We start from the raw sequence: 12,490 nt of genomic DNA on the forward strand, positions 1-12,490 counted from the left end.
GGCATGACCGAGACCACCTACACCGTGACCGGCATGACCTGCGGCCATTGCGCCAGCTCGGTCTCCGAGGAGATCGGCGCCATCGCCGGGGTCCGCGATGTGTCCGTGGACCTGGAGACCGGGAAGGTGACCGTGGTGAGCGACGCGGAGCTGAACGTCGCCGACGTGCGGGCCGCGGTCGAGGAGGCGGGGTACGCGCTGGCATGAAGACTCCCGCCAAACTCGTTGCTTTCGGTGCCGCTCTCGCCGTGGCTCTTGGCGGCGGCTGGGTGCTCGGCGCCACGGTCGGCCCGCAGAGTGAGCCGGACGTCGCGGATGGGGGCACCACAAGCGACGCGATGCACGGCAGCGGCTCCGGCGAGGATGGCGGCATGCCCGGCCACGGAGCCCAAGGCGGTGACGGTGGCCATGGCGGACATGCGGAGGACGGGCACGGCGGCGGTGGTCACGCGGCGGGCGTGCCCGCGGGGCTGAGCGCGTCCCAGGACGGCTACACCTTCGCGCCGCTGACGTCGACGTTGCGCGCGGACCGCACCGAGCGGTTCCGGTTCCGCATCCTGGGGCCGGACGGCCACCCGGTCACCCGCTTCGAGGTGGAGCACGAGAAGAAGCTGCACCTCATCCTCGTCCGGCGGGACTCGGCCGAATTCCAGCACCTGCACCCGGCGATGGCCGCCGACGGCACCTGGTCGGTGCCGCTGCGGCTGACCAAACCGGGCAGCTACCGCGCGTTCGCCGACTTCCGTCCCACCGACGGCCAAGCCATGACCCTCGGCGTCGACCTGGCTGTGCCCGGCACGTTCCAGCCGGAGACGTTCGCGCCGTCCCGGGTGGCGACGGTCGACGGCTACCAAGTCCGCCTGGACGGCGAGCTGAAGCCGGGCGAGACCTCGGACCTGACGCTGACGGTCACCCGCGGCGGCAAGCCGGTGACCGATCTCCAGCAGTACCTCGGGGCATCGGGGCACCTCGTCGCGCTGCGCCAGGGCGACCTTGCCTACTTGCACGTCCACCCGGTCGACCCGGAGGCACGCGGGCCCGAGATCCGCTTCCAGGCGGAGGTGCCGTCCCCAGGAACGTACCGGCTGTATCTGGATTTCCAGCACCGCGGCACGGTCCGCACGGCGGAGTTCACGGTGCCTGCGGAGGGACACCACCATGGCTGACCAGGCCACCCGCACCATGGAGCTGTCCATCGGCGGCATGACCTGCGCGTCGTGCGCCAACCGGATCGAGCGCAAGCTCAACAAGCTCGACGGCGTGCAGGCCACGGTCAACTACGCCACCGAGAAGGCGACGGTCAGCCACCCGGAGACCATCCAGCCCGAGGACCTGATCGCCACCATCGAGCAGGCAGGCTACTCGGCCGAGCTCCCCGCACCGGCCACGCCGGAGGAGGACGGCCGGGCCGCGCGGGACGACGACCCCCAGCTGCGGGCGATGCGGGACCGTGCGGTGATCAGCATCGTGCTGGCGGTCCCGGTGATCGCCATGGCGATGATCACCCCGCTGCAGTTCACCTACTGGCAGTGGGTCTCGCTCGCCCTCGCGGCCCCGGTGGCGATCTGGGGCGCCTGGCCGTTTCACGTGGCCGCGGTGCGGAACGCCCGGCACGGCACGGCGACCATGGACACCCTGATCTCCCTGGGCGTGGCCGCCGCGTTCGGCTGGTCGCTGTACGCGTTGTTCTGGGGCGGTGCGGGTGTCCCCGGCATGCAGCATCCGTTCCGGTTCACCGTCGAGCCCGACGCGGGCCCCGCGATGTACCTGGAGGTCGCCGCGGGCGTCACTGCGTTCATCCTGCTCGGCCGGTACTTCGAGTTGCGGGCCAAGCGGCGCGCGGGCTCGGCCCTGCGCGCCTTGCTCGAGCTCGGCGCCAAGGACGTCGCCGTGCTGCGCGACGGCAAGGAGATCCGCGTCCCGATCGAGCAGCTCGCCGTCGGTGACACGTTCGTGGTGCGGCCGGGCGAGAAGATCGCCACCGACGGCGTGGTGATCGAGGGCAGCTCGGCGGTCGACGAGAGCATGCTGACCGGGGAGTCCGTCCCGGTCGATGTTCGCGAAGGGTCCCGGGTCGTCGGCGCGACGGTGAACGCGGGCGGCCGGCTGGTGGTGCGTGCCACCAGGGTCGGCGCCGACACCCAGCTGGCGCAGCTGGCCAAGCTGGTCGAGCAAGCCCAGGCGGGCAAGGCCCGGGTGCAGCGGTTGGCCGACCGCATCTCGGGCGTCTTCGTCCCCGCGGTCATCGCGCTGGCCGTCGGCACGCTGGGCTTCTGGCTCGGCAGCGGATCACCGGCGACGTCGGCGATCACCGCGGCGGTGGCCGTGCTGATCATCGCCTGCCCGTGCGCCCTCGGGCTGGCCACTCCCACGGCGTTGCTGGTCGGGTCCGGCCGCGGTGCGCAGCTGGGCATCCTGCTGAAGGGCCCGGAGGTGCTGGAGTCGACGAGGCGGGTCGACACCGTGGTGCTGGACAAGACCGGCACCGTGACCACCGGCGAGCTGTCGGTGATCGACTGGCACGGCGACGACGAGGTGCTGCGGCTGGCCGGGGCGGTGGAGAACGCCTCCGAACACCCCATTGCCCGCGCCATCGCCTCGGCGGCCTCGAACAAGGTGGGCGAGCTGCCTGCCGTGCGGGATTTCGCCAACGTCGAAGGCCTCGGCGTGCACGGCGTGGTCGACGGCCACGCGGTGGTGGTCGGCCGTCCCGCCCTGCTCGAGCAGTGGTCCATGCGGCTGACCGACGATCTCGTCGCATGGCAGCGCTCGGCGGAGGCCGAAGGCCGCACCGTGGTGGCGGTCGGCTGGGACGGAACGGCCCGCGGGCTGATCGCGCTGTCCGACACGGTGAAGCCGACCTCCGCCGAGGCGGTGCGGCAGCTGCGCGAGCTCGGCCTGACCCCGGTGCTGCTGACCGGCGACAACAAGACGACCGCGGCGGCCGTGGCCGCGGAGGTCGGCATCGATGCGGGCAACGTGATCGCCGAAGTGCTGCCCGCGGACAAGGTCGACGTGGTCAAACGGCTGCAGGACGAGGGCAAGGTCGTCGCGATGGTCGGCGACGGGGTCAACGACGCGGCCGCGCTCGCCCAGGCCGATCTCGGCCTGGCCATGGGCACGGGCACGGACGTGGCCATCGAGGCCAGCGACCTGACCCTGGTCCGGGGTGACCTGCGGCTGGCGGCCGATGCCATCCGGCTGAGCCGCCGCACGCTCCGGGTCATCAAGAGCAACCTGGGCTGGGCGTTCGGCTACAACCTGGCGGCTTTGCCGTTGGCTGCGGCCGGCCTGCTCAACCCGATGATCGCCGGGGCCGCGATGGCGTTCAGCTCGGTGTCGGTGGTGCTGAACAGCCTGCGGCTGCGCCGATTCCGGTGAGGGCGTCGCGGCAGGGCCGGTCGTCGCCGAGCGCGCTTCGCCGAGCGACGGATCGTCGCCCGGGAACCCACGCTGAGTAGTGTCGTTCTCCCTCGCGTGGGGTACTCGCTGGCGTGAACACGAACTCGTACGTGCTGTTCCTGCTGATCGGCGCACTGCTGGTGGTGATCGACGGCCAGATCATCTACCGCAGCGGGCGCCGGATGCTGCGCCAGTCGTCCTCCGACGCGGGGTCGGCCGAGTCCCAGGTGAGCCTCGTGGTGGTGCTGTTCCACCTGGTTTCCTTCGGGGTCGTCGCGCTGGCGTCGACGATCGGCGAATGGAACACCGTGACCGGCGTGGTGGCGCGGTTGGGGCTGTTGCTGTTGTTCCTCGCCCTTGCGCACTGGGCTGCCACCACCGCGCTGGCGTCCCTGCGCGACCGGGAGAGCGCCCGGTCCCAGCGGCTGGCCCGGCATCGGGCGCGCGAGGTCGGCGGTGCGTCGCTCGGCGAGTCCCCGATCTCCCCGGTGCCCGGGCAGATGGACGCTTCCGGGGGTGCCGAGCCCTATGTGAGTCCGTCGATCGACGACACCGACCCCTACCCTCGGTGACCGGGCGACGGTGCTCGCGCCGCTCGGCCCGTCACGGCGTCTCCGGTGGTGAGAGCGCCTTTCAGTCGCTCTGGTCGGCGTGAACGGCACAGGCTCCTAGCCCGACCGGGGGACGCAGGTTCACATGAGGTAACGATTCTGCGTACTTCCGCGAGTCCCAAGGCATGGAGAACCATGCGGCCGAGGCAAACGAGCTCGAACTGGGCGAGTTGCTGCCCCGCGCGATGCGCCGCGACAGTGTCCTGGAGGGCACCGGCGCCGCGCCTTCGGCTCGCCCCCAGCACGTCGGCGGCCGGATCGTACTGGCCGTCACCACGTTGATCGTGGGCAACGCCGTGTTGTCCGCCGCCATCGCAGCCATTGCCGTGGTGGCGAAAAGCTCGGTGAGCCTGGCCTCCCCGCTGGACTTCTTCGCCGCGTTCGCGCTGACGTTCCCGCTGTCCGCGCTGGTCGCCGGCCTGGTGTGGATCGGGTCGACGCAGCGGCTGCCCGCGTTCGAGCTGGCCACGTTCTGGGTGGTCGGCGTCATCGGCGTCACTTACCTGGCCGGGCTGGTAGGAATCGACGACGCCGTCATGGCCGAGATGGTGGCTTCCGCGCAGTCGCTCGGGGACAGCTGGTTCACCCAGACCTTCGGCATCACCGGCGAATACCTCAGCTACTACACGTGGGTGCCGTTCCTCGGCGGCATCGTCACCGGCTACGTCACCGGCGCCATCTGCGTTCGCTTGGCCCGTGTCAACCGGGAGAGCTGACCGGGCTCGTAGCATCGTCCAGGTGGACGCTGGTGAGCCGACGAGCCTCGACGAGCTGGCGCAGCAGGTCGTCCGGCGCGCCGGTTCGCGCCCGTCAGCACGGTTCGTCCTCGGCATTGCCGGTCCACCGGGCGCGGGAAAGTCGACATTGGCCGCGCGGCTACGCCGCCGCATCGCGGACATCGCGGGCTCGGAAACGGTGGCGATCGCCCCGATGGACGGCTTCCACCTGACCAACGCCGAGCTCGCCCGGCGAGGGTGGACCGACCACAAGGGCGAGCCGCACACGTTCGATGTCGCCGCCTACGTCGCGACGTTGCGGCAGCTGCGGCGATCGACGGCAGCGCTCACGGTACCGATCTACGACCGCGCGCGGCACGAACCGCGGCCCGACGGGGCACGCTTCGGTCCCGAGACGTCGATCGTGATCACCGAAGGCAACTACCTGCTGCTGGACACCGACGGTTGGTCCCAGGTGCGGGACTGCCTGGACGAGGTGTGGTTTCTGCACGCAGAACGGGCCCTGCTGGCCGAGCGTCTCTTCGCCAGGCACGTCAGCGGCGGCAAGGCGGCGGAGGTGGCGCGGCGGAAGGTCGAGACCAGCGACCTCCGCAACGCGGACCTGGTGGCCTCCGGCCTGGACCGGGCCGACCTGGTGCTGGCCGACGACGACGGCGAGTATCGCCTGCTCGAATCCTATGGCCGGGCGCCCGGCCAGTGACGCATCCATTCCCTGGTGCCGAAGTACCGGCAGGAGAACGTGGCCACGCGAGCAGCGTTGGACAGGGCCTCGGGAAACGGCTGCCCGAGGTCACCGAAGTAGTAGCAGAACGCGCCGTGCAAAATGTCTCCCGCGCCGAGGGTGTCGATCACCTGCTCCCGGCCGACCGGCACCGCACAGGTGTCGTCGCCCCAGCGACAGCGGATCGGCGCCTCTCCCGCCGACACGGCCGCCGCGCTGACACCGGCATCAGCCAGGTAGTTCAGGACGTCTGCCGGATCGTCGGGCACGCCGGGGGGCCGGAACGCCGCCGAGCAGATGGCGACGTCGACCAGCGGCAGCAACTCGGCATGGACGTCCTTCCAGCGACCCGCGTCGAGCATCACCGTGATGCCGCGTGACCGGGCTTGCCTGGCCGCCTCCAGGCACAACGCTTCGTGGTGACCGTCGACGAGAACGATGCGCAGGTCGTCGGTGAACACCGTCGACCCGGCGGCAGGCGCGGAGATCCGGCTGCCGTCGAGCGAGACCAGCGTGCGGGTCCGGGCACGGCGCGCGACCACGATCGACGAGATGGGGAGCTGTTGCTGCTCGCCCGCGATGACGTCGACCGGCCGCACGCCGTGCTCGGTCAAGTCCGCCCTGGCGATCTCGGTGAGCTGATGCGACCCGAGTGCGGTGACCAGCGTCGGTCGCGATCCGGACAGAAAGGCGTACGTCACGGCGGCGTTGGCGGCTGGACCGCCCGCGCCCAGGAACTGATCCGACGCCTGGGTCTTGGTGTCCTCCACCGGGTAGTCGTCGACCAGGTAGGCCAGGTCGATCGTGGTCAGCCCGGCGAACAGGACGGCCGACATCGCGCCGACGACGGGGTCAGAAGTTGATCATGTGGCCGGCCAGCCCGTGGATGGCCTCCTTGACCGCCTCGCTCAGCGTCGGGTGGGCGTGCACGTTCCGCGCCGCCTCGTGGACCGTCAGGTCCCACTGCTGGGCCAAGGTCAGCTCGGGCAGCAGCTCGGTGACGTCCGGGCCGATCATGTGCCCGCCGAGCAGCTCGCCGTACTTGGCGTCGGCGATCAGCTTCACGAAGCCCTGCGCGTCGCCCAGCCCGTGCGCCTTGCCGTTGGCGGTGAACGGGAACTTGGCCACCTTGACGTCGAAGCCCTTCTCGCGGGCTTGCTCCTCGGTGTAGCCGAAGGAGGCGATCTGCGGCTGGCAGTAGGTCGCCCGCGGGATCATCGCGTAGTCCAGCGGCATCGTCTCCGCACCGGCGATGGTCTCCGCCGCGATGACGCCCATGGCCTCGGCGGTGTGCGCAAGCATCAGCTTGGCGGTGACGTCACCGATCGCGAAGATGTGGCCGACGCTGGTGCGGCAGTACTCGTCGACGTCGATGGCGCCGCGCTCGGTCAGCGCCACGCCGGTGTTCTCCAGGCCGTAGCCTTCCACCCGCGGCTGGAACCCGATGGCCTGCAGCACCTTGTCGGCTTCCAGTACCTCCTGCTGGTCGCCCTTGGTGACGGTGACCTTGACCTTCTCGCCACTGTCGTCGATGGCGTCCACGCGCGTGCTGGTGCGCACGTCGATGCCCAGCCGCTTGTACCGCTTGAGCAGTTCCTTGGAGACGTCGGCGTCCTCGGTCGGGACCATCCGGTCCATGAACTCGACGATGGTCACGTCGACGCCGTAGTTGTGCAGCACGTAGGCGAACTCCACGCCGATGGCGCCCGCACCGGCGATGATGATCGACCCCGGCAGCTCCTCGCTGAGGATCTGCTGCTCGTAGGTGACCACGCGCTCGGACAGCGACGTGCCGGGCAGCAGCCTGGTGGTGGCGCCCGCGGCGATGATGGCGTTGGTGAACGTCACCGTCTCCTCGGCGCCGTCGACCAGCCTGACGCGCATCGTGTTCGGGTCGGTGAACGTGCCCCACCCGGGGAACTGGGTGATCTTGTTCTTCTTCATCAGGTAGTGCACGCCCTTGACGCGGCCCTCCGCGACGTCCCGGCTCCGCTTGAAGGCCGCGCCGTAGTCGAAGGACACGTCACCGCTGATGCCGAAGGTCTCCTTTTCGTGGGTGAGCAGGTGCACCAGCTCGGCGTTGCGCAGCAGTGCCTTGGACGGGATGCAGCCCACGTTGAGGCAGACCCCGCCCCAGTACTTTTCCTCGACGATCGCGGTGGAAAGACCAAGCTGTGCTGCTCTGATCGCGGCGACGTACCCACCGGGCCCGGCCCCGAGCACGACCACGTCGAAGTGAGTTGCCATGGGCGCGAGCCTACTAGGACCGCGCCGGGCTGGTGCGCCGCTGTGGCAGGTTCGTGGGCCAGCTGACGCTCGCGCTGCCGCGGGCGGGGGATGTGGTTCGGAGACGGCGGTTCGATCGGGTGGGCGGTGGGCGGGTCAGTTGGTGCGCGGTGCTTGGTGGGGAGGGATGGTCCGGATGGGGTGGCTGCCCGGACAGGTGCCGTTTCCGGTGATGTGCACGGTGCTCCGGGGGTGACCTCGCGCCGGAACAGCCGCGTGGGCGGGCCTCCGGTCGGTGTTCGCCGGTCGCCGTCGTGCGGCGGTCGACCCTCATGGTGTGATCCGCTCGGTCGACGACCGCCCCACGCGAGTTCCCGGCCGGTGTTCTCCGGTGCCGTACCGGGTGCCGTCCGACCGCCGGGCCGGGCTTGCCTGTCGGCCGGATCCGGACCGTGCACCTGCCGACCGGCCTGCATCCGCGGCGGCGTCATGCCACGGTGCGGGGACCCGCACTAGTTCGCGTCAGCCGGCGGGGGCCCCGGTGGTGAACGTCATGACAGCGATGCTCTTGTCGTCGTGGCGCTTGGCACGCGGGAGCTCGCGGCCCTCCGGGTCGTGCTCCGCTTCCCACCTCTGGCACCGGCGCAGGATGGCGGCCAGCTGATCGGAATCGCAGCGGGCGACCTCGTCCCAGTCGTCGAGGCCGAGGTGCCGCATGGTCTCGTAGGCGCCGTCGGTGGCCAGCACGACCCACGGGACCGCAGACAGCGGCCGGGTGGCGGTGATCGCCTGGTAAGCGGCCTCCGGATCGGCCTCGGCGATCCAGTAGCCGCCCGGCCTGTTCCGGCGACGGGCGTGCTCGGCCTGGAGGCGGCGAAGCAGCGCGCGATGCTCCTCGTCGTAGCCACCGCCGTCGGCGAGTCGCTGCCGATAGCGGCGGCGAGCAGCCAGGTCGAGGTCGTCCATGCGGTAGTCGCGCAGCGTCTCGGCAGGCGTGATGATCTCGGTGTCACCGAGCACGAGCATGTCGAGGCCGTCCGCGGTGGCGCGGGCGATGGCCACGGTGCTGGTCGGCGAGGTGCCGGGGGTGAGCTGCAAGTCGGTACGCGTCTGCTCGATGGCACGGCTCAGCGTCTGTGGCAGGTCGGCGGCCGGGTCCGCGATCAGCGCATCCCGGATGTGCTGTCCGAGGACGTCGGCGTACCGGGCGGACGGCACCGGCACGGGCAGGAACGCGGATGCGCCGTCGAGCATGACGACGGCGTTCGGCGTGGTGAAGATCCGGTCGTCGCTGTCGCCGTTTCCGGCCAGTGTGGCGTGCTGGATGCGCATGTGATCACCCGTCGGGAGACGTCATGCGCCGGTCGAGCCGTCGGTGGGCGGCTCGTCGCCGAACAGGCACACCTTGCAGAACTCCCGCCCGAACGCGTTGAGCAGGATGCTGCGCCGCACGATCTTGGGTGCCCGCCCGGCCTGCTTCATCGCCTCCAGCACCCGCGGCTGGGCTTCGACCACCTGATACCGGTTCGGATTGCGCACCGTCTCCTTGGAGAACTCGATCAGCCCGAGCCGGGACAGGTTGATCAAGTACGGCTGGATGCGGTCCAGGTGCCGCAGCCCGGCGTGCTCGCCGATCATGCTCAGCCCGCTGGCGACGAGCTCCGAGCCGATCCCGAACGGCCGGTTGGTCCGCACGTCGACGGCGGGCTGGGGACCTTCCCGGTACAGAAACCGCAGGATGCGGGCCTCGTCCGGGGTGATCTCGCTGAGGATGCGGGCGTAGGCGGGGTGTCCTTCCTCCGTGACGTCGACGTCGGCCGACCTGTTCAGCAGCTCCTGCCCGCGGGCGCGCAGTACCTCCATGGTGGGCACCTCGTCGGCATCGTTGTCCCGGGCCTGCGACCGAGCCGGGCCGAACGCACCGAGCAACCCGGTCACCGTGACGCCGCGGCCGTCGGGGCCGGCCGCCTGGCGGTTCAGCTCGTCCAGCCCAAGCGTGCGCCAGGCGAACTCGCGCAGCTCCGCGGTGGTTTCCTGCAGCACTTCGACTGGCCGCTCGCCGTCCAGCGTGCGTTCCACGGCGGTGCGGCCGGCGCGCACGGTCGCGGCCAGGGTGCGGTTCACCGTGCGCCACGACGTGGTCGCCGCGACCTTCAGCAGACCGCCGATGCCCTGCACGAGGTCGGTGTTGCCGACCACCGGGACCCCGCGCTTGACCGGTCGTTTCTGCACTTCGCCCATCTCACACCCCGAAGATCGCCAGGTGAGCCAGTCCGGCGACGATGCCGAGCGCACCGCCGTGCACGAACAGCAGCCACTCGTCCTGCTTGATCGCCGAACGCAGCATCTGCACGAAATCCGCTTCGCTCATCCGACGCATCTGGTTGGCGATGAAGTTCTCGATCTTCGCTCCCTGCCGCTTGTTGAACTCCGCGTCGGCGAACGCCGCCGGGGCGAACGCGCTGGCCCGCCTGGCCACCGACGCCCTGATGTTGTCGTACTCGTCCGTCCCGATGGCTACCCGCACCGCCGTCCTGGCGAACCCGACGGCGCGGTCGACCGCGGGTTTGAGGGTGTCCAGCAGCATGCGGTGGGTGCGGTCCGAACGTGGTCCGTGCAGCAGCTCGTGGCCGACGTTCTGCAGCGTGATGACGTTCTCCGCGATCAGCCGCGCGTATCCCTCGGTCACCTCGTCCTTGCGCTTGATGAACAGCCCCTGCCGCCACGGGATCCACCACGTGGGGCGCACCGGCTCGAAGATCATCGCGATGCCCAGCCAGTTGACCACCCAGCCGATGACCGCGCCGCCGATCGGCAGCACGTACCAGGGTGCCTCGGTGCCGAACACGTCCGGCCAGTAGTACAGCACGCCGAACAGCACCAGGCCCATGGGCAGCCCGAAGTAGAAGCCGAAGTTCTGCATGAACCGCAGCTCCTTGCGGCCGATGTCCTGGAAGATGCTGTTCAGCTTGGTCGGGTTCGCCCGCAGGTAGCGGATGACCATGAGCTTGGCGTCGATCAGCTGGTCGATGTTGGCGCCGATCTTGTCGGTCAGGTCCTTCACCACCGACGGCAACTGCTGCTCGACCCTGGCGAACACCAGCTCCTTCACCTGCGGCGGCAGGTCCTTCCACAGCTGCGGGTCCTCCCGCAGCATGATCTCCTCGACCACGTCGCGGATCTGTTCGGTGGCGATGGCCGTGAGGTGCTCGGCGATCCGGTCCGGTTCGAGCTCGCGGTAGAAGTCGCTGATGCTGCCGAGCTTGGCCAGCCCTTTGTCGACGGCGATGCTGGCCATCTTGTCCGCGCGCGACGGCACGATGCCCTGCCAGCCGATCCGCCCGTCGTACTGCAGCAGCGGCAGCACCTGCACCCGCCGCGGCATGAGCGGGAACAGCACCCGCAGCCCGGGCAGCCGGATGCCGTGGAACCGCAGCGGGTGGAACAGCATCACCACGCCGGTCCAGTTGGTGACGTAGCCGATGACGCCGGTGAACAGCGGGATCGAGATCAAGTGGACCCAGAACCGGGTGGCCGACCCCGGTTCGAGCTGCACCAAAGGAAGCCAGTCGACCATCAGCAGCTCCCTTCGGGCTTGGGGAGGAGCCAGGGCCCGGCAGCATGCCCGGCGCGGATCATCATCGTCTGCCGTATGGCGGATGTCCACCGGACGGCCGGGTGAGTGACCAGGGCGTCAGCCGGTGCCGGACAGCAAGACCGTGCCGGTCAGGGCCGCCGTCCGGGCCGCAGGTGCCGTCCGTCCGGACGCGACGGCGACCCGTCGGAGCCTGCGGCTACGGTGGTCGGGTGCGTGTCGCGACGTGGAATGTCAACTCGGTCAAGCAGCGCATGCCGCGGCTGCTGCCGTGGCTGGACGAGCGCAAGCCGGACGTGGTGTGTCTGCAGGAAACCAAACTCACCGACGAGGCGTTCGCCGAGTTGCTGAGCGAGCCGCTGGCCGAACGCGGCTACGAGTTCGCGCACCACGGCCAGGGCCGGTGGAACGGCGTGGCCATCCTGTCGCGCGTCGGCCTGGCGGAGGTGGAGCGCGGGTTCGCCGGGGAGCCGGGCTTTCCCGGCCCCGAGGCGCGGGCCATCTCCGCGACCTGCGGCGGGATCCGCGTCCACAGCTTGTACGTGCCGAACGGGCGGCAACCGGACTCCGACCACTACCACTACAAGCTGGCCTGGCTGGCGGCGCTGCGGGAGGTGATCGCCAAGGGGCCGGAGTCGGTGATCGTCAGCGGCGACATGAACATCGCGCCCACGGATGCCGACGTGTTCGATCCCGAGGCGTACGCCGGACACACCCACGTGACCGAACCGGAGCGAGCCGCGCTCGCCGCGCTCGGTGAGCTCGGGCTGCGAGACGTGGTCCGGGACCGGTGGCCGAACGAGCGCATCTTCACCTACTGGGACTACCGCGCGGGCATGTTCCACCAGGACCTCGGCATGCGGATCGACCTGGTGCTGGCCGGTGCCCCGGTGGCCGAGCGGGTGCGGGCCGCGTGGGTCGACCGGCAGGCGAGGAAGGGCACCGGTCCGAGCGACCACGCGCCGGTGATGGTGGATCTCGACGAGGCGCCGGACGGCGACATCGGCCCGGTCGTGCCGCCGCCGTCGCGGCCGGCGAAACGGAAGGTGACGCTGCCGCAGTCGAGGTGACGTACGGCAAGCACCGGGCCCGCCACTCGTGGCGGGCGGGGCCGGCGGGTCGGGGGGCAGGGGACTACTGCGCTTCCGACGGGGCGGGCACGGCGATTCGTCCGATCTTCTGGGAGACGAGCTCGCCG

Annotated in this window: 12 protein-coding genes; 7 read left to right on the forward strand and 5 right to left on the reverse strand. The window is 70.4% G+C overall.

The genetic code is table 11. The annotated features are described in order from the left end of the window. Positions 1-3 precede the first annotated feature (3 nt). The 6 genes from CXP56_RS14185 to CXP56_RS14210 all read left to right on the forward strand — a co-directional run bounded on the left by CXP56_RS14185 (position 4) and on the right by CXP56_RS14210 (position 5,450). Positions 4-207 carry a heavy-metal-associated domain-containing protein gene (locus CXP56_RS14185; RefSeq protein WP_028848369.1) on the forward strand — a complete coding sequence of 68 codons (204 nt, stop codon included), beginning with the start codon at positions 4-6 and terminating at the stop codon, positions 205-207. Beyond that, the gene (locus CXP56_RS14190) at positions 204-1,166 is read left to right on the forward strand and encodes a DUF8832 domain-containing protein (RefSeq protein ID WP_286901406.1); all 963 of its coding nucleotides are present in this window, start codon (positions 204-206) and stop codon (positions 1,164-1,166) included. Before CXP56_RS14185 ends, CXP56_RS14190 begins: the two co-directional genes overlap by 4 nt. After that, a complete protein-coding gene (locus tag CXP56_RS14195) occupies positions 1,159-3,381 on the forward strand; it encodes a heavy metal translocating P-type ATPase (protein WP_286901407.1) in 2,223 nt (740 codons plus the stop codon). Before CXP56_RS14190 ends, CXP56_RS14195 begins: the two co-directional genes overlap by 8 nt. Before the next feature lie 113 nt (positions 3,382-3,494). Continuing rightward, a complete protein-coding gene (locus CXP56_RS14200) occupies positions 3,495-3,974 on the forward strand; it encodes a hypothetical protein (RefSeq protein WP_286901409.1) in 480 nt (159 codons plus the stop codon). 164 nt (positions 3,975-4,138) lie between these two features. Further along, complete coding sequence (locus tag CXP56_RS14205) at positions 4,139-4,729, forward strand: hypothetical protein (RefSeq protein ID WP_028848373.1); 591 nt, start codon at positions 4,139-4,141, stop codon at positions 4,727-4,729. A gap of 22 nt (positions 4,730-4,751) precedes the next feature. Further along, the gene (locus tag CXP56_RS14210; RefSeq protein ID WP_028848374.1) at positions 4,752-5,450 is read left to right on the forward strand and encodes a nucleoside/nucleotide kinase family protein; all 699 of its coding nucleotides are present in this window, start codon (positions 4,752-4,754) and stop codon (positions 5,448-5,450) included. Here CXP56_RS14210 and CXP56_RS14215 read toward each other — a convergent pair. The 5 genes from CXP56_RS14215 to CXP56_RS14235 all read right to left on the reverse strand — a co-directional run bounded on the left by CXP56_RS14215 (position 5,426) and on the right by CXP56_RS14235 (position 11,274). Further along, the gene (locus CXP56_RS14215) at positions 5,426-6,307 is read right to left on the reverse strand and encodes a PfkB family carbohydrate kinase (RefSeq protein WP_038045442.1); all 882 of its coding nucleotides are present in this window, start codon (positions 6,305-6,307) and stop codon (positions 5,426-5,428) included. The genes CXP56_RS14210 and CXP56_RS14215 overlap by 25 nt on opposite strands. 16 nt (positions 6,308-6,323) lie before the next feature. Further along, positions 6,324-7,718, reverse strand: a complete 1,395-nt coding sequence (lpdA, locus tag CXP56_RS14220) for a dihydrolipoyl dehydrogenase (RefSeq protein ID WP_028848376.1) — start codon at positions 7,716-7,718, stop codon at positions 6,324-6,326. A gap of 501 nt (positions 7,719-8,219) precedes the next feature. Further along, positions 8,220-9,029 carry a hypothetical protein gene (locus CXP56_RS14225; protein ID WP_051310330.1) on the reverse strand — a complete coding sequence of 270 codons (810 nt, stop codon included), beginning with the start codon at positions 9,027-9,029 and terminating at the stop codon, positions 8,220-8,222. 21 nt (positions 9,030-9,050) lie between these two features. After that, a complete protein-coding gene (locus CXP56_RS14230; RefSeq protein ID WP_051310331.1) occupies positions 9,051-9,938 on the reverse strand; it encodes a DUF4393 domain-containing protein in 888 nt (295 codons plus the stop codon). Position 9,939: 1 nt separating this feature from the next. Beyond that, positions 9,940-11,274 carry a DUF445 domain-containing protein gene (locus tag CXP56_RS14235; protein ID WP_245566698.1) on the reverse strand — a complete coding sequence of 445 codons (1,335 nt, stop codon included), beginning with the start codon at positions 11,272-11,274 and terminating at the stop codon, positions 9,940-9,942. 230 nt (positions 11,275-11,504) lie between these two features. Here CXP56_RS14235 and CXP56_RS14240 point away from each other — a divergent pair, with 230 nt between their 5' ends. Continuing rightward, entirely contained in the window at positions 11,505-12,362 is an 858-nt protein-coding gene (locus CXP56_RS14240; RefSeq protein ID WP_028848379.1) for an exodeoxyribonuclease III, read from the forward strand. Positions 12,363-12,490: the final 128 nt, after the last annotated feature.

This window comes from Thermocrispum sp. (genome assembly GCF_002919275.1).
Lineage (GTDB): Bacteria > Actinomycetota > Actinomycetes > Mycobacteriales > Pseudonocardiaceae > Thermocrispum > Thermocrispum agreste.

Coding starts and splice junctions, on each gene's coding strand:
- CXP56_RS14185 (WP_028848369.1), top strand. CDS start 4: ATGACCGAGACCACCTACACCGTGACCGGCATGACCTGCGGCCATTGC.
- CXP56_RS14190 (WP_286901406.1), top strand. CDS start 204: ATGAAGACTCCCGCCAAACTCGTTGCTTTCGGTGCCGCTCTCGCCGTG.
- CXP56_RS14195 (WP_286901407.1), top strand. CDS start 1,159: ATGGCTGACCAGGCCACCCGCACCATGGAGCTGTCCATCGGCGGCATG.
- CXP56_RS14205 (WP_028848373.1), top strand. CDS start 4,139: ATGGAGAACCATGCGGCCGAGGCAAACGAGCTCGAACTGGGCGAGTTG.
- CXP56_RS14215 (WP_038045442.1), bottom strand. CDS start 6,307: ATGTCGGCCGTCCTGTTCGCCGGGCTGACCACGATCGACCTGGCCTAC.
- lpdA (WP_028848376.1), bottom strand. CDS start 7,718: ATGGCAACTCACTTCGACGTGGTCGTGCTCGGGGCCGGGCCCGGTGGG.
- CXP56_RS14225 (WP_051310330.1), bottom strand. CDS start 9,029: ATGCGCATCCAGCACGCCACACTGGCCGGAAACGGCGACAGCGACGAC.
- CXP56_RS14230 (WP_051310331.1), bottom strand. CDS start 9,938: ATGGGCGAAGTGCAGAAACGACCGGTCAAGCGCGGGGTCCCGGTGGTC.
- CXP56_RS14235 (WP_245566698.1), bottom strand. CDS start 11,274: ATGGTCGACTGGCTTCCTTTGGTGCAGCTCGAACCGGGGTCGGCCACC.